At 42.4% G+C, this 21,252-nt stretch carries 17 protein-coding genes; 4 read left to right on the top strand and 13 right to left on the bottom strand.

The features are described from left to right. Window positions 1-8: 8 nt before the first annotated feature. The gene (locus tag ACQKCP_RS08600) at window positions 9-1,589 is read right to left on the bottom strand and encodes a YifB family Mg chelatase-like AAA ATPase (RefSeq protein ID WP_427612010.1); all 1,581 of its coding nucleotides are present in this window, start codon (window positions 1,587-1,589) and stop codon (window positions 9-11) included. 431 nt (window positions 1,590-2,020) lie between these two features. Here ACQKCP_RS08600 and hemN point away from each other — a divergent pair, with 431 nt between their 5' ends. Then, window positions 2,021-3,514 carry an oxygen-independent coproporphyrinogen III oxidase gene (gene hemN, locus ACQKCP_RS08595; RefSeq protein ID WP_427612043.1) on the top strand — a complete coding sequence of 498 codons (1,494 nt, stop codon included), beginning with the start codon at window positions 2,021-2,023 and terminating at the stop codon, window positions 3,512-3,514. 77 nt (window positions 3,515-3,591) lie between these two features. On the opposite strand, the gene ACQKCP_RS08590 is transcribed toward hemN, so the two are convergent. The 4 genes from ACQKCP_RS08590 to ACQKCP_RS08575 form a co-directional block, all read right to left on the bottom strand. Continuing rightward, entirely contained in the window at window positions 3,592-4,452 is an 861-nt protein-coding gene (locus ACQKCP_RS08590) for an SPFH domain-containing protein (RefSeq protein ID WP_057762202.1), read from the bottom strand. 16 nt (window positions 4,453-4,468) lie between these two features. Then, window positions 4,469-4,948, bottom strand: a complete 480-nt coding sequence (locus ACQKCP_RS08585; RefSeq protein WP_424505743.1) for an NfeD family protein — start codon at window positions 4,946-4,948, stop codon at window positions 4,469-4,471. A gap of 210 nt (window positions 4,949-5,158) precedes the next feature. Then, the gene (locus ACQKCP_RS08580) at window positions 5,159-5,743 is read right to left on the bottom strand and encodes a porin family protein (RefSeq protein WP_427612009.1); all 585 of its coding nucleotides are present in this window, start codon (window positions 5,741-5,743) and stop codon (window positions 5,159-5,161) included. Window positions 5,744-5,956: 213 nt separating this feature from the next. Continuing rightward, window positions 5,957-6,496 carry a porin family protein gene (locus ACQKCP_RS08575; RefSeq protein WP_201547565.1) on the bottom strand — a complete coding sequence of 180 codons (540 nt, stop codon included), beginning with the start codon at window positions 6,494-6,496 and terminating at the stop codon, window positions 5,957-5,959. A gap of 304 nt (window positions 6,497-6,800) precedes the next feature. Here ACQKCP_RS08575 and ACQKCP_RS08570 point away from each other — a divergent pair, with 304 nt between their 5' ends. Further along, window positions 6,801-8,033, top strand: a complete 1,233-nt coding sequence (locus ACQKCP_RS08570; RefSeq protein ID WP_427612008.1) for an 8-amino-7-oxononanoate synthase — start codon at window positions 6,801-6,803, stop codon at window positions 8,031-8,033. 71 nt (window positions 8,034-8,104) lie between these two features. Beyond that, on the top strand, window positions 8,105-8,914 hold the full coding sequence (locus ACQKCP_RS08565; protein WP_427612007.1) for a methyltransferase domain-containing protein: 810 nt from the start codon (window positions 8,105-8,107) through the stop codon (window positions 8,912-8,914). A gap of 229 nt (window positions 8,915-9,143) precedes the next feature. On the opposite strand, the gene dnaK is transcribed toward ACQKCP_RS08565, so the two are convergent. After that, a complete protein-coding gene (gene dnaK / locus ACQKCP_RS08560; protein ID WP_057762214.1) occupies window positions 9,144-11,084 on the bottom strand; it encodes a molecular chaperone DnaK in 1,941 nt (646 codons plus the stop codon). 183 nt (window positions 11,085-11,267) lie between these two features. Next, window positions 11,268-11,867: a nucleotide exchange factor GrpE gene (gene grpE, locus ACQKCP_RS08555; RefSeq protein WP_057762215.1), complete on the bottom strand. Its 600-nt coding sequence runs from the start codon at window positions 11,865-11,867 to the stop codon at window positions 11,268-11,270. Between the two features lie 433 nt (window positions 11,868-12,300). On the opposite strand from grpE, the gene ACQKCP_RS08550 reads away from it, so the two are divergent. Continuing rightward, on the top strand, window positions 12,301-13,713 hold the full coding sequence (locus ACQKCP_RS08550) for an alpha/beta hydrolase (RefSeq protein ID WP_427612006.1): 1,413 nt from the start codon (window positions 12,301-12,303) through the stop codon (window positions 13,711-13,713). A 52-nt stretch (window positions 13,714-13,765) separates the two neighbouring features. Here the strand turns inward: ACQKCP_RS08550 and ACQKCP_RS08545 are convergent, their stop codons facing one another. The 6 genes from ACQKCP_RS08545 to thrC all read right to left on the bottom strand — a co-directional run bounded on the left by ACQKCP_RS08545 (window position 13,766) and on the right by thrC (window position 21,219). Further along, a complete protein-coding gene (locus ACQKCP_RS08545) occupies window positions 13,766-14,899 on the bottom strand; it encodes a metallophosphoesterase (RefSeq protein WP_427612005.1) in 1,134 nt (377 codons plus the stop codon). Window positions 14,900-14,985: 86 nt separating this feature from the next. Further along, window positions 14,986-15,996: an epimerase gene (locus tag ACQKCP_RS08540; protein ID WP_427612004.1), complete on the bottom strand. Its 1,011-nt coding sequence runs from the start codon at window positions 15,994-15,996 to the stop codon at window positions 14,986-14,988. 290 nt (window positions 15,997-16,286) lie between these two features. Continuing rightward, window positions 16,287-16,916 (bottom strand): L-threonylcarbamoyladenylate synthase, encoded by a 630-nt coding sequence (locus ACQKCP_RS08535; protein ID WP_427612003.1) that lies wholly within the window; start codon window positions 16,914-16,916, stop codon window positions 16,287-16,289. A gap of 117 nt (window positions 16,917-17,033) precedes the next feature. Then, a complete protein-coding gene (dprA, locus tag ACQKCP_RS08530) occupies window positions 17,034-18,299 on the bottom strand; it encodes a DNA-processing protein DprA (protein WP_427612042.1) in 1,266 nt (421 codons plus the stop codon). 75 nt (window positions 18,300-18,374) lie between these two features. After that, window positions 18,375-19,472, bottom strand: a complete 1,098-nt coding sequence (locus ACQKCP_RS08525) for a LysM peptidoglycan-binding domain-containing protein (protein WP_427612041.1) — start codon at window positions 19,470-19,472, stop codon at window positions 18,375-18,377. Window positions 19,473-19,797: 325 nt separating this feature from the next. Beyond that, window positions 19,798-21,219: a threonine synthase gene (thrC, locus tag ACQKCP_RS08520; protein WP_427612002.1), complete on the bottom strand. Its 1,422-nt coding sequence runs from the start codon at window positions 21,217-21,219 to the stop codon at window positions 19,798-19,800. Window positions 21,220-21,252: the final 33 nt, after the last annotated feature.

Raw genomic sequence — 21,252 nt, 5'->3', positions numbered from 1 at the left:
AACATAGATTACGCTTTGCTGCGATAGCTCAGCGCCTCAGATACGTGGGCGCTGTTGATATCGGTACTGTTAGCCAAATCCGCGATTGTACGCGCTACTCGTAATACTCGGTGGTAGCCACGCGCTGATAAATTCAGACGCTGCTGAGCAAGTCGCAATAACTGCTTTTCATTGTCGCCTAGCTGGATATATTCATCGATTTCGCTAGGGCTAAGCTCATTATTAACCTTTTGCTGGCGCTGCATTTGATGCTGATGCGCTATTACTACGCGAGCCCGTACTTGCTTGGATGTTTCACCTACCTGACTATTTTGCAGATCGGCAATCGGTAACGCAGGCACGGTGATATGCAAATCAATACGATCTAACAGAGGCCCAGATAATTTGTCTTGATAGCGTTTGATCTGCTCAGGTCGACAGCGACAACGTCCTGATGTATCGCCATCATAACCACATGGGCAAGGGTTCATCGCAGCGACCAGTTGAAAATTCGCCGGAAAGGTCATTTGAGAGTTAGCGCGGCTAATAGTAATTTGCTTAGCTTCTAGCGGCTGACGCAATACTTCCAGCACACTCCGATCAAACTCAGGTAACTCATCTAAAAACAACACGCCTTTATTAGCTAGCGTAATCTCGCCCGGTTTTGGCCGTGAACCACCACCGACTAGTGCTACTGCTGATATCGTATGATGTACTTGTCTAAATGGCCGCGTCCCATAGTTGTAGTCGCTGTCTGCCACCGAATACGTACTGGCAACCTCTAGTGCATCCTCATCACTCAAGTCTGGCAATATCGTTGGCAATCGTGATGCCATGAGTGTCTTACCTGACCCCGGTGGCCCTGTAAATAACAATGAATGGCCGCCCGCAGCGGCAATCTCTAACGCGCGCCGAGCATGGTGCTGTCCTTTGACATCAGCTAAATCCACTTGATAGCCAACATGCTGCTGTGCAGGACTAGGCTGTACCACTGCTAGACTCTCATAGCTTGCACTTGGGTCAACGAGTGACTGTAAATGGTCGCAAACTGCTTTTAAGCTCTGTGCAGCTAGTATCGTTACGCCATCAACGCGGCTGGCCTCACGACCATTATCAATCGGCACGATCAGTTGCGGTGTTATCGGCGGCAGGGTATCTGGATTACTTTGCCCTTGTTCATTGGCTTCTACCTGAGACAACGCTATTGCCAATTTCTCAGCTTTAATTGCCCGTGCAACTGCCAAACTACCAGTTACTTGTCGCAATTGACCATTGAGCGCTAATTCGCCAATAAACTCAAATCCTGATAGCACCTCTGGCTCAAGCTGTCCGCTTGCTGCCAGTATACCGATAGCAATTGGTAAGTCTAAACGCGCGCCATCTTTAGGCAAATCAGCAGGGGCTAAATTAATAGTGAGGCGGCGGTTAGGAAACTGGAAACCTGAATTGAGAATGGCGGAGCGTACCCTGTCTTTACTCTCACGCACGGCGGCCTCAGGTAGGCCAACGATGGTCAATGCAGGTAATCCTTGCGATAGATGCACTTCAATGATGACCTTGGGAGCATGCAGACCAACCACCGAACGGGTATAGACTTGGGCAAACGACATCAGCATCTTCCTAATACAGAGTGTCATTGATAATAAAGTATTATTTATCAACGCGCAAACGTCGTGTTTTATTGCTGGTGTAGAGAGAATCACCACAACCTCAGCGTCGTTCTGGGGTTTTTTATGTGTAAATGATAGCTCTATTTTAATATTTAAGAATACTCACCGACCACCCCACTGCCAACAAGGATTTGTTATACTATCTACTATACATTTAGCGATACATACTGCTGCCGATGACGTATTCAAAATTTATTATCAATCAGTCATAAAATTGAAAAATGAAAATTAAATTCGAAATCATTGATAATATAAAAACTAGCAGTATCTAGAGCAAAAACGAGGAATATCGCATGACAGACTATTCAGAACAGAACGCTCAGCAGCCCTACAACCGTGCGGACGAGCCGCCCACGACTGTGCGCCCTGTTATGCAACCTGACAACCCTTATGCCAGTACACGTGGCAGTATTACTAGCAAGCAGCTACCAGCATTTGATGAGGCAATCATCAATAAGTACAATCGCTCAGGGCCACGTTATACCTCTTATCCGACTGCTCTAGAGTTCGCTCCAATACCAGATAACCTTGAAACAAACAGCTTTGAAGCTATTGGTCTTGAGACAAAAATCCTGCAAAGTCGCGAAGCGCGTGCTCTCTTATCATTATATTTTCACATACCGTTTTGCCGCCACCTTTGCTACTACTGTGCTTGCAACAAGATCATTACCAAAAAAAATAGCTATTCTGGCGATTACTTACAGTATTTGATTGCTGAAATTACTCATAAACGCCGCTTGTTATCTACGCCAGAAGGCAGCGACAAACCATTAGTCAAACAGCTACATTTGGGTGGTGGTACACCAACGTTTTTGCGTGACGAAGAGATGGTGCAATTATGGGATTTTTTACAGACTCAGTTTAAGTTTTTGCCAGAAGATGAAGGTGACTACTCTATTGAGATTGACCCTCGTGAGCTGAGTGAAAACACTCTAAAGATACTGCGTAATCTCGGTTTCAACCGTATTAGCTTAGGCGTGCAGGACTTGGATGAAACGGTGCAAATCGCCGTTAATCGTGTGCACTCAGCAGAGCTTATTGAAAGCGTGCTAACAGAAGCACGTGAGCTTGGTTTTCGCTCTATTAATATTGATTTGATTTATGGTTTGCCGCATCAAACGCCTGATACGTTGGACAAAACCGTAAATCGTATTATCGAGATGTCGCCAGATCGCCTGTCAGTCTTTAACTATGCGCATTTGCCTGAACGATTTAAGGCCCAGCGTCAGATAAAAGATGAAGACTTGCCTAGCCCAGCTACCAAACTGACGATGCTCGGCAGTACTGTTAACACATTGACCGAAGCTGGCTATCAATATATCGGTATCGATCATTTTGCCAAACCTGATGACGAATTGGCTATCGCCCAGCGTGAAGGTAAATTACATCGTAATTTTCAGGGTTACACCATCATGGGTGACTGTGACTTATTAGGCTTTGGTGTCTCATCAATCAGTCAGATTTCTAATGCCAATACGCGCTATATTTTGCAAAACGATACTGATCTACAGAGCTATCAAGCCAAGATTGATATGGCGAAAATTAATCCGACTGTCATGCCTGCGGTAAAGTATATAAAAACCTCTATTAAGGATCGCTTGCGTGAGTACGTCATCATGAACCTACTGTGTCATGACTATCTTGATTTTAAAGATGTGAATCAAAAATTTGGTATCGATGCCATCACCTATTTTATTAATGAGATTCAGCAGTTGGGCGCTATGCAAGACGACAGACTGGTTGATATGGATGCAGCAGGTATTCGCGTCTTACCCAGAGGTCGCTTGCTTGGCCGTAACGTCGCTATGGTATTTGATGAATACTTAGAAAAGAAACACCAAAACCGCTTTTCAAAAGTTATCTAAGTTAGCGATTCATTCGTCAATTATTAAACATAAAAAAGACCTCAAACGAGGTCTTTTTTTAATATTGCTATGACTTTTTACACTTTTAATTTATCACCGACCATACCTTTTACGGTACTTAAGATATCTGCTGGTAGTACCACCATTTTAGAGTTGTCAGACTCAGCCAACTCTCGTATCGCTTTGATATACTGCTCACCCAGCAAGTATACGATCGGCATCTCTTCCTCGCCCATCGCACTAGTAATCAAACGAATCGACTCTTCAGAACCTCTGGCTAGTACTACCTGCGCTTCAGCATCACGGCGTGATGCTTCCAAGCGACCATCGGCTTCTAAGATAGCAGCTTGCTTTTGACCATCAGCACGGGTCACGGTTGCACGGCGTAAACGCTCTGCCGCTGCTTGCTCTTCCATAGACGCTTGCATGGTCTGCGAAGGATTAATATCTTGAATTTCCACTGTCTTAAGGGTAATACCCCAATCCGCGATATCTTCTGAAATAGCATGTTTTAGCTTGGTTTTGATCTCGTCGCGACTAGACAATGCGCTATCAAGATCCATTTCACCAATAATCGAACGTAGCGATGTTTGCACCAGATTACGGATACCGTATTCATAATCTTCAATACCATAGACCGCCTTGTCAGGACGCACGATATTAATATAAGCGACAGCGTTTGCAATGATAACGACGTTGTCACGAGTAATGACTTCTTGTGACGGGATATCGAGTACGATGTCCTTGGTCGTTACTTTATAAGCCACATCATCTACATAAGGGATGATGAGGTTGAGTCCCGGCTCTAGCGTTTGGCTATATTTGCCCAGTCTTTGTACGACCCATTTATAACCTTGCGGTACAATACGTACGCCTTTAAACACGGTGAATACCACCAGTGCAATTAATACCACCATGACAATACTAAAGCTTTCCATAACTCATCCCTTATTATTATACCTGCATGCTTTTATGCATCGCTGCCTGCGCTTTTGTACTGCTCACAATCAGCTCGTTACCCACGATATCCGTCACGACCACTCTATCACCGATTGCTACCTGCTCCCCTCTCGTACGGCACATCCATTCAGCCGCACCAACGATAGGAACACTAAATCTAACCGTGCCAGCTTTATCTAGTTGCGGTGACACGATAATCATGCCAACCTCACCAACTATGACACTACCACCCAGCCCAGCTTTGGTACGATCTACTGACAACGGTTTGATAAACTTAAACCAAGCCAGCAAAAACACAGCAGAGAGCACTAACCAGACGATAATCTGAATAGAAACAGAAATAGGCAACAGCCATGATAGCGCTGCAACGATGATGGCAGCGGCACCAAACCACAGACTGGCAAACGTCGGTACAAACATCTCGACTATTAGTAATAAGAAGCCCAATACCAACCAATGCCAAGGTTCAATCATCCAAAGTATCTCCATCCTTGCCACCATTCCTATCTTTATCATTCCAGTTTTTAATGTAGCACATTTTTAAGGATAACAACGCTTTAACGATAATGATATATTATCGGTGAGCTACTTATAAATTATTACCCTAAAAGTTTCATCATAAATTTTAAGCAAAAAAAACGACCACTTAAAGTGATCGTTCTATTGACTAACTCTAACTCTATACTAGAATTTAAAATGGGCACCTAGAGTAATGCCGCTTGCATCAAAATCATCGCCTTCTACATCTATAGAAGGATAATAGTTGTACATGACTTCGGTAGAGACCATAGGAGTGAAGTTATAGCCTAAACCCAAGCCACCAGCTATACCTGTTTCTGAGTAGCTATCATCTGCACTAAACTCAGAATCTTCTTTGTCAGTATATTCTAAATCTAATTCATTCTTTGCTATTCCTAAACGACCTTTTGCATAAAGTGTAGTATTTGGAAATGCATAATCATAAGTTGCATATAAACCGTATACATCAGCGCTGTATTCTAGCTTTTCGAATGCATCATTGAAAACTTCTTCATCGCTAGTTGTCAAATATTCAGCTTCAATACCTATCTCTGGAGCAAACTTGTATCCCCCATAAACTCCATATGATACCGCATCATCAAGGTCAACTGCATCTACATCTGGGTTGTACTGGCCTACTTTCGCACCAACGTAAGACTGACCAGCACCATAAGAGATTGCTGCTTGTGCGCTCATCGTCATTACTGAACTAGCGATTACTGCGATTAAAGCCTTTTGTAGATTTTTCATAGATTTTCTCAACTTTATGTTTAGTAGAAAAACAACTTTCTAGTTATCAGATTTTACTGAACTATTTTTCACTAAATAGCAGTGTCAGTATCATACCAAACTGTTTGATAAAGTAAACATATGTTTTATATAATTTTAAGCAAAAAAAACGACCACTTAAAGTGATCGTTTCTTTATTATAGCTGTTTAGCTAAAAGCTTATTTTCTAAATAATTAGAATTTTAGCTGTGCACCAACAGTCATAAGATCAGCGTCGCTACCTAGCATGTCATATTCAGCTTCAACACTGAAGTCAGAGTTTACTGCGTAACCAAGACCTACACCACCAGCGATGTTAGTATCGTCGTCTGAGAAATCAGAAGCGCCAGCAAAGTTAGTGTTGTTAGCTTCTACTTCAGTTTTTGCAACACCTAGCTTACCTTTTGCGTATAAGCCGCTATTTGGGAATGCATAACGGTAAGTACCATAAGCACCGTATGTCTTAGCATCGATGTCGCCGCCTCTATAGTCAGCATCATCTGAACCTACGTATTCTGCTTCGATACCGAAGTTAGGATCAAAGTTATAACCAGCAGTTACACCGTATGCAGTTGGATCATCAGCGCCATCAACATCTAGATCGAACTGACCAACTTTAGCAGCAACATATGGCTGACCTGTGTAGCCGTTGCCATAGTTAACAGCAGCTTGTGCACCTACAGAAAGTAAAGAACCAGTTGCTAGTGCAAGTATTGTTTTTTGTAGAGTTTTCATGATTAGCTCCTTGAAAGAAATTTGGACAAACAAGTTATTTATTTATATTGGCCTTGTGGCCCTATCGCCTTGTCTGCTAACGATGAATGCATAGTAACAAACTATTTCAGACACTCTGTCAGTGTTTAATGGTATGAGAGTTAAGAATTGAAAGCGTTTATCAGTGTGTGGGTTACAAAGGCCTAGATATGAAACCTTTTGTTACATCCATCCAGTTTATGCAATAATCCGTACTCATTTCACAGTTTTCTTGCTAGACAAATCAGCTAAATATGGCTGATATAACAATAATTAGAGAGAAAAAATGCAAAATTCAATCACTGAGCGTTTGCAAAGCGCACTTGCAGACTTAAAAGCAAAGCAGCAGTATCGTCAATTACCAAACTTGCAGCACGATGGACGATACGTCGTTAGTGCAGGTAAAGCTTTGCTTAATATCGCGAGTAATGATTATCTTGGATTGGGTGGTGATACTGAGCTGCAAGCTGAGTTTCTTACTCAAGTGAGACAGCTATCTACTACGCACACTCCTAAAATGAGTGCCACTTCCTCACGCCTACTCACAGGCAATGATATACAGTTAGAAGCTCTAGAAGAGGAACTGCAAAATTGGTATCAAAGCGCCATAGAAAAACAGAGTTTAGCCGATTCAAAGTCGGTGCTGGTGTTGAACAGTGGCTATCACGCCAACCTAGGTATCTTGCCAGCATTGACAGCTTTGCCAGTCAAGACACTCATTTTGGCTGACAAGCTAGTACATGCCAGCATTATCGACGGGATGCGCCTGAGCCAAAGTAAACTTGTCACCTATCGTCGTTACCGTCATAACGATTACGAACATTTAGCCAAGTTTATTGAACAAGCAGACGAGACGGTTGAACGCATCATTATTGTCACCGAGAGTATATTTAGTATGGATGGTGACCGTGCCGACTTGCCTCAACTAGTACAATTAAAATCCAAAGATGCTCGTATTGAGCTGTATGTCGATGAAGCACATGCTGTTGGAGTGCTTGGCGATACAGGTCTAGGATTAGCGGAAGAAACGCAGACCTTGGCGGATATTGACTACTTGGTGGGTACCTTTGGTAAAGCATTTGCTTCAATTGGTGCTTATATAATGTGTGATGAAGTCGTCAAACAATGGCTGATCAATGCCATGCGTCCGCTGATTTTTAGCACTGCACTTCCTCCGATAAACCATGCATGGACACGATTTATTTTGGCAAAAATGTCGACCTTAACTGACCAACGTGCGCATCTAGCACAGTTGTCTACCACGCTTAGCCAAGCCATTAACCCACGGCACCGTGTATCGCCAACTTTGCAAGATATACACTATAAATCCCCTATCGTTCCTTATATATTAGGCGATAATGCGAGTACCCTTGCCAAAGCACAACAGCTACAAACCGCTGGATTTTACGCGCTACCTATCAGGCCGCCTACTGTGCCTGCAAACACTGCTCGCATTCGCTTAGTTATGAATGCCAAACTGACTAACGAAGACTGCGAGCGATTGATACAGCAGTTGTAACTTTATCGTTTGACACAAACTTTATTTCTACTATTGATAGATAACTGGTGCACTTGGACATAATAAAGCCTATGACAACATTCGACACAGCTGATGACCTCAGTGTTAGAAAACAAACCATCGCTCGCCACTTTGCTAATGCAAGCGACTATGACCAGCATGCCAATGTTCAGCAGATCGTTTGTCAGTACTTATTAGACAGTATTGCTCATACCAAGCAAAGTAGTGTGCTAGAAGTGGGTGCAGGTACAGGTCAAATGACGCGCCTACTCGCTGATCATATTCAAGGCCAGTACTGGCTCATCAATGAGTTATGTAATGAGCAGAGTGCTACATTGCAGTCAATACTGCCAACCGCTAATGTAATGATTGGTGATGCTGAAACCATAGATTTAGCAGAGAATCATAGTTTGATAGTCAGCGCCAATGCCGTGCAATGGTTTGATAGTCCGTTGAGTTTTGTCACGAAATCAGCGCAGCGTCTACAATCTAGAGGACAACTGGTCTTTAGTACTTTTACGCCAAATAACTTTTTGCAAATTAAAACTCTCACGGGTCAAGGACTTCACTATCCAGATATTGATGAATGGCAATTAGCATTAGATAGTGCTGGCTTTAAGAATATCGAACTTTCTATTAAACGCTTTGATTTACCATTTCCTACTCCCTACGCTATCTTAAAGCATATGAAACTCACCGGCGTATCGACCAATCAAACTCAGATTACGTCAGATGATACTCAAACCTTTGTATGGACAAAATCGCGTCTACAGCAATTTGAGTCAGACTATTGGCAGCAATTCTCAGAAAAGAATGGCATAGGACAGCTCGTGGTTAATTTAACCTATGAAGTGCTCATAGTGAGCGCGTTTAAACCATAAGCACGCATCTTATTAAGAAAAATAATAGCTAGCAGAAACAGTAGCCGATAGGAAAAACAGCCATAAAAAAAACGCACCCCGAAGGATACGTTTTTTAATTTAACTAGTTATCGATTTGTATCGACTATACCATTTTCAAAAACTTGAGTAGCAAGGAAAACGGGCGTAAGTACTACATTAAGTAGACTAAGCGAGTTTGACACAGCTAATCGCGTTTTTGGATTTGGTATTACTTCTTGTCTTCGTCTACTTCAGTGAACTCAGCATCAACGACGTCGTCATCAGCTTTGTTGCTACCAGCATCGTCAGCACCTTGTTGGAACTGGCTTGGATCCATACCTTCTGCACCAGCGCCGCTATCAGCGTAGATTTTTTGGCTGATTGGCAAGAATGCATTGTCTAACGCTTCAAGCTTAGCTTTGATTTCGTCATGGTCATCTTCTTTCGCTGCGGCTTCAAGCTCAGTGATAGCAGATTCTACTGTTGACTTTTCTTCATCAGTGACTTTATCTTCTGCTTCTTTTAGCGCTTTTTGTACGGCATGAATACGACCATCTGCTTCGTTACGAACTTGCGCTAGGTTAGCGAATTTCTCATCTTCAGCAGCATTGGCTTCTGCATCGCGAACCATTTGTTCGACTTCTTCGTCCGACAAACCAGAATCTGCTTTGATTTGGATACTTTGTGCTTTACCAGTACCTTTATCGGTTGCAGAGATGTTCATGATACCATCAGCATTGATGTCAAAAGACACTTCAATTTGCGGTAGGCCACGTGGTGCTGGTGGAATATCCGTCAAGTCAAAACGACCAAGCATTTTGTTTTGGTTAGCGATTTTACGCTCACCTTGATATACCTGAATCGTTACAGCTGGCTGGTTGTCTTCAGCCGTTGAGAATACCTGTGATTTCTTAGTAGGAATCATGGTATTTTTCTCGATAACTGGCGTCATAACACCGCCCATCGTTTCAATACCTAGGGTCAATGGTGTTACATCAAGTAGCAATACGTCAGTTTTGTCACCAGACAATACGGCACCTTGAATCGCTGCACCAGCTGCAACTGCTTCATCAGGGTTCACGTCTTTACGTGGCTCTTGACCGAAGAAGTCTTGTACTTTTTGCTGTACTAGTGGCATACGAGTCTGACCACCAACCAAGATTACATCGTTGATGTCGCCAATTTTTAGGCCAGCATCTTCAAGTGCAGTCTTACAAGGACCCATTGTACGTTGTACTAATTCTTCAGTTAGGCTTTCTAGTTTAGAGCGGCTGATAGTAACAACCAAATGCTTAGGACCACTGCTATCAGCAGTGATGTATGGCAAGTTTACTTCAGTGCTTTGTGCACTTGATAGCTCAATTTTCGCTTTTTCTGCCGCTTCTTTTAGACGCTGCATCGCAAGAGAATCACCTTTTAGGTTAACGTCTTGCTCTTTTTTGAATTCAGCAACTAAGAAGTCAATCAATGCTGAGTCAAAGTCTTCACCACCTAGGAAAGTATCACCGTTGGTCGCTAGTACTTCGAATTGTTGCTCACCATCTACGTCTGCGATTTCGATGATTGAGATATCGAAAGTACCACCGCCCAAGTCATATACAGCAACAGTGCTATCGCCCTGCTTCTTATCCATACCATAAGCAAGTGCAGCAGCAGTTGGCTCATTGATGATTCGTTTTACATCAAGACCAGCGATTTTACCTGCATCTTTAGTTGCTTGACGCTGTGAGTCATTGAAGTAAGCAGGTACAGTTACAACTGCTTCAGTCACGCTCTCACCAAGATAATCTTCTGCTGTTTTTTTCATTTTTTTCAAGATTTCAGCAGAAACCTGTGGTGGCGCAAGCTTTTTACCGTTGATTTCTACCCATGCATCGCCGTTGTCTGCTTTAGCGATTTTGTAAGGAACCATGCCGATATCTTTTTGCACGACTTTGTCATCAAAACGACGACCGATCAAACGCTTGATCGCAAACAAAGTGTTGCTTGGGTTGGTTACTGCTTGACGCTTAGCTGACTGACCAACAAGCGTTTCGTCATCTTTATAAGCGACGATCGATGGTGTTGTACGAGTACCTTCAGCATTTTCGATAACTTTAACTTTGTCACCTTCCATTACTGCTACACACGAGTTAGTAGTACCTAAATCAATACCAATTACTTTACCCATAATCAATTGCTCCTAATTTGTTTTTAACTATAAATACTTATTTATCCAGACCGTAGTCGGTCACTTGTTGCTATATATCGGTTTACCCGTCGTATTTTTCAAGGCGATAATCACGCAAAAACTGTGTTTCATGTCATTTTTTGTGAAAAACCTTCATATTAATAGGGTTTAGCCCTAAAAATATTACTGACCAACACGAACCATAGCCGGACGCAATAGACGACCGTTTAGGCTATAGCCTTTTTGTAAGACCGTACCAACTGTATCTGCCGCTGCTTCTGGGTCAATACCCACTGCTTCATGGAAGTCAGCGTTAAATTTTTCACCTTGTGGATCGACCACTTCTACGCCGTTTTTGGTCAATACCGCAACCAACGCTTTGTGCGTTAATTGCACACCCTCAGCGACTGGATCATTGGCATCGGCATTTTCGATAGCGCGCTCTAAGTTGTCAACGATGTCTAACAATTCTTTAGCAAATTTCTGTAGTGCAAACTTTTTGCTCTTATCCGCTTCTTGCTCCATGCGTTTTTGCGCATTGTAAGCTTCAGCATTAGCACGTGCAGTACCTTCTTTGGCTTGTTTTACTTCGCCTTCTAGCTCAGCAATACGCGCTTTGAAAGTATCAAGGTTGATTTCGTTTTCGATAGTCGTTTCTTCACCTGAATTATTCTGTGGATCAAACTCTTTCATGGTTTCTTCTAAGATACTGTCATTGTGATCAATATTCTCATGTGCCACATTTTGGTCAAGATTTTCGTGGTTCGGGTTTTGCTCGCTCATGATAGCTCCTTGGAATTTCAATAATGAAGATTAAGAGACGGCACAGTAGACCAAAGAATTGCTGGTCCTACTATGCCATTATTAAATGCTCGATGTTTCTAACTCATTGTTTTTTTAATACGCTTCAATAGCTGCTTGATAAAGGTGATAAGGACAAATTTCAAGCCTAGAGCAAAGGAATTTTTACCATTTATGACAAATATTTGTGAAGTCTGATTAAAGAGATGCATCTAACTTTTTTGTTCTATGTCAATAAATCTCAATATTCGCTCACAAAAAAAACAAAAAACTGCTATTTATTCCAATTGCTTTACGCTTATTAATCAAGCTATTACCAAACGATACTCTATTATTCTGCTAGCTATTTTATCATTGCTATAAATATTATCGCCCACACTCAAATGCACGCTAAAAATCATTTATGAGAGCTGTTATGTCTAATACAAAAAATTTATCTATCAATACTTTGCTTAATAAAGCATTGATGACATTGCACTTAGCGTCAAAAGAACACCTAGCGTCAAAAGAGTCATCAAGTCAAGTTACAGAAGCATATAACTCATTAGAAAAACGTCTGAGCGTTAAAGAGAAAATACTTGCTTACAACCCTGTAGCAAACTATCAGCCGCATACATTGCACTATGCAATGAAAAGTCTGGGCTACTTACCAGACCCTATTTTAGAAGGGGTAATTGGTTACCTTAAAGGTCCCAACTCAAAACAATATCTGCATGCAAACGCTCATCTGCGTCTCATCCTTGCAGTGAATAGCTACCTAAAAACACCGTTAGAACTAACTCCAATGCCGGAATTGCGTGAGAGGTTTACTGCTGATGCGGTAGCCATGCAATCACCTAGAGTATGGCAGCAAGCCAGTACGACTATGCTAAGCAATATAAAGCCCTTTACTAAAAAAAATGATTCGCCTGTTAGTTGGAAAGATGAAACGATTGCTAATGCGGATGATGGCGATATGACTGTCCGTTGCTATAAAGCAGGCGGCAAAAAGTCTGGTTTTAGAAGAAAACGTATCCACAATCCTGATGAAACAGTCATGCTGTTTTTTCATGGTGGCGGGTTCTGCATTGGTGATGTCGATACACATCATGAGTTCTGTCATGCGGTATGTGAGCAGACTGGCTGGTCTGTGGTTAGTGTCGATTATCGCTTAGCACCTGAATGCCCTGCTCCAGCAGCATTGAAAGACTGTATCACTGCATATGCTTGGTTGGTTGAAAACTCTGACAAATTAGGTGCGTTACCCTCTCGTATCGTTTTAGCAGGTGATAGCGCAGGTGGTGGTCTATCAACTTTAATTGCGCAGCAGCTGACCGCACCGAGCAAAAGCGCATGGGCAGACCTAGGGATAGATGGTCAGAAAATGTTTAGTCTATTAGAAAAACTACCCGAACCTCTAGCGCAGATGCCTTTATATCCAGTCACTGATATTGAAACGGATTATCCTAGTTGGGAGCTATACGGCGAAGGTCTACTATTAGATCATGCTGATGTAGCAGTATTTGATGCTGCTTGTTTGGAAAATAGCCCACTGCCTCGCTTGCATATACTGAATTCACCTATGCTGGGTGATAATAGTAAAGTTTGCCCAACTTACATTGTAGCTTCTGAGCTCGACGTATTACGTGATGAGGCGTTTGCTTATGCAAAGCAGCTGAAAGGTTACGGCGTTGCTGTAGAGACCTATACTGTGCTTGGTGCACCGCATGGCTTTATTCACTTTATGAGTGTTCATCAAGGTCTTGGACAAGAGACAAGCAATATTATTCATGGGTTTAGCAGCTTTGTACGTGAAATCATCAGTACACAATCCCAGTTAGCTGCATAGACCGTTAATTAGTTAGTTAGTTAGCCAACCAATTAATGATTTGTATAACTGATTAATTTGTATTACCAGATAGCGTAATCAACCAAATCTCTGAGCGCGATCCCAATCGAAAGGGAATGCCCCAAAAGCCATAACCAGAGGATACGATAAAGTGTCCTTTACCAATCTGCTCATAGCCATAACCCAAACGATTAATAGCATTGACGATAAAATTAGCGGGAAATACTTGACCGTTGTGAGTATGTCCCGAGACTTGTAAATCTATAGGTAATTGACTGTGATTATCTATATCACTCGGTCTATGGTCTAACAATATCACTGGCTGCGACGTATCTACTTGCGCAAGCAGATCGGTAGTCGCTACACGTTGACGTTTATGATTATCAAAACGTCCAACTAGCCATACTGGTTGACCCTCGTGCTCGATACAGAGCACCTCATCGTTCAACAGTTGTATACCTGCAGTTTGCAGCGCTTCGCTAATAGGCCGTTCATGACCGTACAAATCATGATTACCCAATGTCGCATAGACACCACCTGGCAGACTACGGCACAGTTCTGCTAAGTTTCGCTCCATATGATATTCATTAAAGGCATCTGTATTATCATCCATAATGTCCCCTGGCATTAGCAGCATATCTGCACCAGAGCGAATCATAAGTTGTTGCAATTTATCTATGGCTTTTACACCAAATAATCGCCCTATATGCAAGTCACTAGCGACTCCAATGCGTAGCGGCTCAGTTAAAGGTTTATCTATCTTAATAGACAGCTCGCGTATAACAGGGGCATAAGCACTATATAACGAATAAATAAATAGTCCTATAAATAGGAATAGCGCTAGTACTCTTAACCCTATAGCTATCTCATTCGATTGGTGCAACGTACTGCCTGATAAAGCATTTACTAGCAGATACCCTCCGTAGAGTAGACTCACTGCCAACGCCGTCAGTATCATAAAATGCATGATTAACATCCACCCGCTAACCCAGCGATAACTGTTGGCAAATGCTCTTTTTACGCTCAATACTAATAGACCATTAGTAATAATAAATACACTGGCCCATATCGTCGTTTGTAATGTTGGCGTTATCCAAGGCTGAAGCCACCACTGTATACTTAATATTGTACCTAGACTAAATAGCTGTAATAGCAAAAAGATGGTGAAGAAAAATGCGTAACGCATGGACTGCCCTTAGACATAAACATGGTTCAGTAAGTGATTATCAGAAGATAGTTTGTAATGTTTCACATGAAACAACACCCCTATAACTATTTTTGGTTTTCTAATGCTTGCTGCAGTGTTGAGTGTCTAAATGAATAACCTGCATCCAATAGCGCTTGTGGCAACACTTTTTGACCATCGATAAGTAACGTCGACATTTCGCCAAACATTAGCTTAAGCAAAAACTCTGGTAAAGTAAAAAACGTGGGGCGATGCAGCCATGAGCCAAGTGCTTTGGTAAAAGTATGATTGGTCACAGGATTTGGAGCAGTAAGGTTATATACGACTGTATGTGTATCATTTGCGGTACTGTTTGTAGTCTTGATAGTGCTGTCACTAATAGGTGTACTGTCTTGGGCTAAGCTTTCGATATAATTGACGTCTGATTCGTTAGTAAATTCAAGCTGCTGCTCGATAATAAAGATGACCGCATTGACCCAATCTTCACGGCTAATCCAGCTCATGATTTGCTGTCCATTACCCAACTGACCACCGACACCAAATTTAAAGGGTAGCAACAATTTAGCCACCATACCGCCCTCAGGATGAATAACCACACCTGTTCTGACAATAGCTACAGGAACATCGTAATCGGTCGCTTTAAGTGCTAATTGCTCCCATTCATCACATAATGTATGAGCAAAATCCGTCTCATAATCGCTACTTTCAGTCAGTGGCTTGTCGCCTTGCGTACCATACCAACCGATTGCTGAGCCGCTTACCAGTAACTTGGGTTTTGTGCTAGCACGTGCGATAAAATCCAATATCGACTGAGTAGGTTTGATACGGCTCGCCATCAACTGCTCTTTGCACTCATCGCTCCAACGAGAGTCAGCAATCCCAGCACCTGCCAAATTCAATATGACATCAAAGCTCATATCAGACATCGCAAGCTCGTCATAAGTCATCATATTGATATCATCGGGATGTGGTTGACCGCTATTACGAGTTAGCCAAGTAATCGCCACGTCTTTATTTTGCGCGCGATATCGTGCTAGTAGCTCTCGACTAAACGCACTTCCCAAAAACCCTGAACCGCCACTAATCAAAACCTTCATACACTACTCCCTATATGCCTTAAATATCACCAATATGACTGATCGTTGAACTACTTATTGTTGAAGTACTTATCGTTCAATAAAAACCAGACCGTTATAACCATCGTCTGCTTTTTTGTGGTTTTTATCAAAACGACTTTTACATGCTTTTGGTAAAGGAAGGTAGAAAAATAGGCAAGCTAGCAAATGGTTAATCTGTAAACGCTCACATAAATAAGTCGCAGCGACATCTATCACTTTGCATTGCAAGCAATCGCTTCTGAAAAGTTTAAGAGTTTGTATAGAGAGCGCTATCGAATGACAAAACCTGTCGTTGCGTCACGAATTTGGCTAGGCAAGGTATAACCTAAAGTATCTCCCTGCAAATAACCAATTTGCTCATCAAAATAAGCATAGGCGGCATCAAAAGTGCTAGCAGGCGTTTGCCCTGATGGGTTGCAGCTTGTAGAAACCAATAGACCAAATGGGTTCTCTTCACTGACCATCTGCTGGCAAAGCTGGCGAACTGTAGGATGCGAGATAACTCGAACAGCAATAGTCTGATGCTGACCGGTAATCCAAGTAGGTACAGTGTTCGCAAGCGGCTGAGGAATCGGTAATAACCAAGTATGTGCTTGGCGATTGTGCTGTTCATCTCTACTATCGTCTGTCTGCCAGCTATCAATAATCTGCTGGCGCTGAACATCATCTAAAGAGGCTAGCAAAAGTGCTAAGCGAGACACACTATCAGTGACGACTATCATGCCTTTGGCTTGTGGACGTTGTTTAATATCCAAAATACGCTGAACAGCTGCTTGGTCATAAGGGTCGCAACCAATACCCCAAACGCTTTCTGTAGGATACGCGAGCAGTTGTCCGTCTTTTAGCCACTTAGCAGCTTGGATGGCAGAATCAGTAATAAGAGGTGTAGGTTCGCTCATGACTTAAGTGGTTCGTAGAAGTAAATTCTAATAATACCACAAGAAAGATATTGTCTAGGAGAGTCTATAATTAAGTGCTATCTATGCCAGTGTCCAATAAGGAATATTTACGATACTTTAAACGCGCAAATATCGTCCACCTTGTTCGCTGATAAGACCCATTAACTCAAGCTCCATTAGCTGTCCAATCAACTGCGGCGGTGCAAGCTTGGTTGCACTAATAAGCGCATCTAAATCTTGCCCATGCCAGTCAAGCTGCTCATAGATTACAGTTAAATGCTCAGGTACAACGACTGTGCTGCGCGCAGGCTTTATATCAGAGGATGGTTGCTGGCTAGTAGATTTGATTGATTTTTTCTCTATCTCAAACGCATCGGAAGTCTGAGTAATATTAGAGTGATTGCTATTAGAGTGATTACTATTGAAAGTAGTAGCGTTCGCTATTCTATAAGCGCTTTTATCATAGTCAAGCTGACCATTGACGTCTTCTAGTACTTGCTGAGGATGATAAATCAAGGTCGCACCTTCACGTATCAAATGATGGCAACCCTCTGCATTACTGTTATCAATATGACTAGGAATAGCAAAGACCTGTTTACCTTGTTCAGACGTTAGACGTGCTGTTATAAGCGAGCCACTTTTGATGGTCGCTTCCGTTACAATGGTCGCGAGACTTAGCCCAGCTACCAAACGATTGCGACGCGGAAAAGTATGTTTATGAGGCTGCGTATGCGGTAGTAGCTCACTAATAATGCAGCCACCTTGCTCAATAATTTGAGTAAATAACTGATCCCGGTGATTGGGATAGTTTACATCGATCCCCGTACCCATCACACCAACCGTCCGTCCCTGATAGTCAGGGTCTGCCTGTGCTAATGCACCTAAATGTGCGCGTTTATCTACACCCATAGCTAGACCGCTAGTAATGATATAACCTGCTTGCGCTAAGTACTGCGCCATATCAAACGTTATTTTTTGCGCATGCGCGGTGGGTTTGCGGCTACCTACTATAGCTATTTGTGCTTGATGTAGGCGCGCGCTATCCCCACGATAAAATAATAAGGGCGGTGGGTCGTAGATTTGTGAGAGTTGGGCAGGATAATCGGCGTCATCAGCGAATAGCAGACCATAGCGCCCATCTATCAATGCTTGCTGAATCTTATCGATATTGGCAAGTGTTTGCTCTGGCTGCTCATGACGTTTGAGATGGGTGTGGTGAATACCGAGCTGCTTCCATGCCTCTACTTTAGCTTGCCAAGCAAGCTGCGGATAACCGAAAGAAGTGATCAATTTGTGATAAGCAGATAATGACGCATTCACCTCGTACCACAGCGCTAAGATAGCGCGCTGATCGTCGGATAAAGAAGAGGTGACTGCCGTCATTGTCATCTGTCTCGTATAGGCAAGCTTAGATTAGTATTTAGTTTAATATATTGCTTAATAAAACCTTATAGCTATTTATAAATAAGGAGGTGGTAATAACTGATCGCCAATATTAAGTGGTAACTCAGAATCAAGTACATAAGCATAGCTGATGTGGTCAAAGGTATTAAAAACCATCACCATACCACTTGGCTCGTTTGGTAGACGTACCGGTGTGTCATTGTCCTTAGTATCACGTACCAAAGGCCCTTTTTGATAAACCGTCAGCACATCACCTGGTTTAGCACCTTGTAAGCTACCCAAATTGATGGCGACCACACTACCCTTCGCAGCCGAGCTGATAGAGTCCATCACACGTACGATCATACCGCCGCGACTAACACTTGCAGGCGTTGGATAGAAGACAGGAGGAATAGCGTTATCTAACTCTACGAATACGCGATCCCCTTCACGCACTTCTTTGCCATAGCTATCGATAAGCTGCAAGCTAGTCACACCATTACTTTCTGTAGAAGTAACAAGACCAGTCGCTACCTGCGTAACTTCTAAACCAATCACTTCTTGCGTTTTGGGGTCTACATATAGCTCACCCTCACGGTAAACGCCGTAACGCTGACCCACGATAAGCGGTACGCCTTTAGCATAGACTTTATCACCGCTCGCAGTAATCAAGTTACGGTTTTTAGAAGCCAAAATATAAGGCGTGGTATTAAAGTCTTGAGGATTAACGATAAGTGTTTTATCAAGCCAATGCTGAATAGCAGATAATGGAATAGGAGGAACACTGTTAGCCGTCGAGGTAAGAGCCACCCTACTTGTACTTACATTCCCAGTAAGCTGCTTTTCAACGCCAGCACAACCTTCACCTGTATCAACACCAATTAGCGTTTTACCTTGAATCACACAAAGGATGAGAACATCATTAGGGTAAATAAGGTTTGGATTTTTAATTTGTTTATTAGTGGCCCAAATTTCTTTCCAACGCCAAGGGCTATCTAGATAACGACCTGAGATATCCCATAATGTATCGCCTTTTTTCACGATATAACGATTGGGTGCATCTGCCTTGATAGTAGGTGGTGGATTGTTTGCGTGGGCTGTGGTCATCAACATGGCACTACTAAACGTCGTAATTAACAGTGCTTTTGCTATCTTTTTTAAGCTCATCTTCATCGTTATATCCACAATATGTACCACTGTGCTTGTCATAAAGAACCGTACTTAACTTATCACTGTAAAAACACTTTAAATTAATAAAAATTTAACTATATCAGTAATTTATTAATAAAATTCTTATGAAAATTATAGGGTAACTGTTCAGTGTAATTGGCTAGAATAATTCCTAAAAAAGCGCCTAGCACGATGATGACTTGCTGACGCCGTTTCTAATATTACAATTATATCTACCATAACACAATCATAAACACTTTATTACAATGGTGTAACTTTCACGCGGATACTTTTCCTTGTTGATGATGAGTCTAAAGACCGTAGTTACTTAAGCAGGATTCGGTGCGACATGTTGGCGGATTTGTTCAGCGACCAGTTCAGCCTTGTTTTCCAGTACCACTACGTGCTGCGGTAAATCTTCTAACCCTTCAGTGTGCGCTGGACGCTCAATGTCTATTTGACCTACTGCTTCAACAATAGTGTCAGCGAACTTAACGGGTAATGCCGTTTCTGCACAAACAATAACTTCGCCATCTAACTGTAGCTCTTTAGCGACTTTAATGCCGTCTGCAGTATGTGGATCAACCAATTCACCATGCTGCTCATAAAGCGCTTTGATAGTCTGCAAGCGGTCGCTATGAGTAGATTTACCAGCAGCAAAGCCATAACGCGTATTAACTGCTTCCATCAAGTCAGACAAGTCAAACCCTCGGCCTGATTTCACCCCTTCAAATAACTCATGAACGCGTACGCTGTCTTTTTCTAATAGCAAATAAACAAAACGCTCAAAGTTAGATGCTTTTGAAATATCCATCGACGGACTAGAGGTTACGTAGGTTTTTTCAGTCGGACGTGGTTGATAAGCACCTTGGTTAAAGAAATCATTCAACACGTCATTTTCATTAGTTGCAACAATCAGACGGTCAATTGGCAGTCCCATTTCGCGAGCGATGTGACCGGCACAAATATTACCGAAGTTACCTGATGGTACGCTAAAGCTGACTTTTTCATCGTTGCTCGTCGTGACCGCAAAGTAAGCTTTAAAATAATAAACAATCTGCGCTAGGATACGACCCCAGTTGATAGAGTTTACCGTGCCTAGGTTATAAGCGGCTTTAAACTCAGCATCTTGCTGTAGCGCTTTAACGATGTCTTGGCAATCATCAAACATACCATCGATCGCAATGTTATGAATATTAGTATCCGTCAAGCTATACATCTGCGCACGCTGGAATTCACTCATTTTGCCATGCGGTGACAGCATAAAGACTTCGATATTTTCTTTGCCGCGCAATGCATACTCTGCTGCACTACCCGTGTCACCACTGGTCGCACCAATGATCGTAATACGTGCGTCTTTTTTCTTAAGTACATACTCGAACGCATTGCCCAAAAACTGCATGGCAACATCTTTAAATGCCAATGTCGGACCGTTTGATAATCCTAGAATATATAAATTATCTTCGAGCTTGCGGACAGGAACAATCTCGTCGGAACCAAACACATCAGCAGTGTAAGTACGCTCAATGATATCTTGCAAATCAGCCATAGGAATATCAGTGGCAAAACGCTGCATAATCGCCATCGCAAGCTGCGGATAGCTGAGCGTACGCCATTCATCAAGGGTTGCACTATCGATATTTGGATAATGCTCAGGCAACATCAAACCACCGTCTGGGGCAAGCCCCATCAAAAGCACATCACTAAAATCCATCGGCGCTGTCTGACCACGGGTACTGATATATTTCATTAGATTGTCCTGTCTACAATAATGTTATTCAAT

Origin of the sequence: Psychrobacter sp. NPDC078631, assembly GCF_050268165.1 — a bacterium.
Lineage (GTDB): Bacteria > Pseudomonadota > Gammaproteobacteria > Pseudomonadales > Moraxellaceae > Psychrobacter.
The sequence above is the reverse complement of the archived record's forward strand: the minus strand, read 5'-3'. Positions and strand labels throughout refer to the sequence as shown.

Bases quoted from the DNA above. Each gene is read 5' to 3' on its own strand.
- ACQKCP_RS08600 (WP_427612010.1), bottom strand. From the start codon at position 1,589: ATGTCGTTTGCCCAAGTCTATACCCGTTCGGTGGTTGGTCTGCATGCT.
- hemN (WP_427612043.1), top strand. From the start codon at position 2,021: ATGCAACCTGACAACCCTTATGCCAGTACACGTGGCAGTATTACTAGC.
- ACQKCP_RS08590 (WP_057762202.1), bottom strand. From the start codon at position 4,452: ATGGAAAGCTTTAGTATTGTCATGGTGGTATTAATTGCACTGGTGGTA.
- ACQKCP_RS08585 (WP_424505743.1), bottom strand. From the start codon at position 4,948: ATGATTGAACCTTGGCATTGGTTGGTATTGGGCTTCTTATTACTAATA.
- ACQKCP_RS08580 (WP_427612009.1), bottom strand. From the start codon at position 5,743: ATGAAAAATCTACAAAAGGCTTTAATCGCAGTAATCGCTAGTTCAGTA.
- ACQKCP_RS08575 (WP_201547565.1), bottom strand. From the start codon at position 6,496: ATGAAAACTCTACAAAAAACAATACTTGCACTAGCAACTGGTTCTTTA.
- ACQKCP_RS08570 (WP_427612008.1), top strand. From the start codon at position 6,801: ATGCAAAATTCAATCACTGAGCGTTTGCAAAGCGCACTTGCAGACTTA.
- ACQKCP_RS08565 (WP_427612007.1), top strand. From the start codon at position 8,105: ATGACAACATTCGACACAGCTGATGACCTCAGTGTTAGAAAACAAACC.
- dnaK (WP_057762214.1), bottom strand. From the start codon at position 11,084: ATGGGTAAAGTAATTGGTATTGATTTAGGTACTACTAACTCGTGTGTA.
- grpE (WP_057762215.1), bottom strand. From the start codon at position 11,867: ATGAGCGAGCAAAACCCGAACCACGAAAATCTTGACCAAAATGTGGCA.
- ACQKCP_RS08550 (WP_427612006.1), top strand. From the start codon at position 12,301: ATGTCTAATACAAAAAATTTATCTATCAATACTTTGCTTAATAAAGCA.
- ACQKCP_RS08545 (WP_427612005.1), bottom strand. From the start codon at position 14,899: ATGCGTTACGCATTTTTCTTCACCATCTTTTTGCTATTACAGCTATTT.
- ACQKCP_RS08540 (WP_427612004.1), bottom strand. From the start codon at position 15,996: ATGAAGGTTTTGATTAGTGGCGGTTCAGGGTTTTTGGGAAGTGCGTTT.
- ACQKCP_RS08535 (WP_427612003.1), bottom strand. From the start codon at position 16,916: ATGAGCGAACCTACACCTCTTATTACTGATTCTGCCATCCAAGCTGCT.
- dprA (WP_427612042.1), bottom strand. From the start codon at position 18,299: ATGACGGCAGTCACCTCTTCTTTATCCGACGATCAGCGCGCTATCTTA.
- ACQKCP_RS08525 (WP_427612041.1), bottom strand. From the start codon at position 19,472: ATGAAGATGAGCTTAAAAAAGATAGCAAAAGCACTGTTAATTACGACG.
- thrC (WP_427612002.1), bottom strand. From the start codon at position 21,219: ATGAAATATATCAGTACCCGTGGTCAGACAGCGCCGATGGATTTTAGT.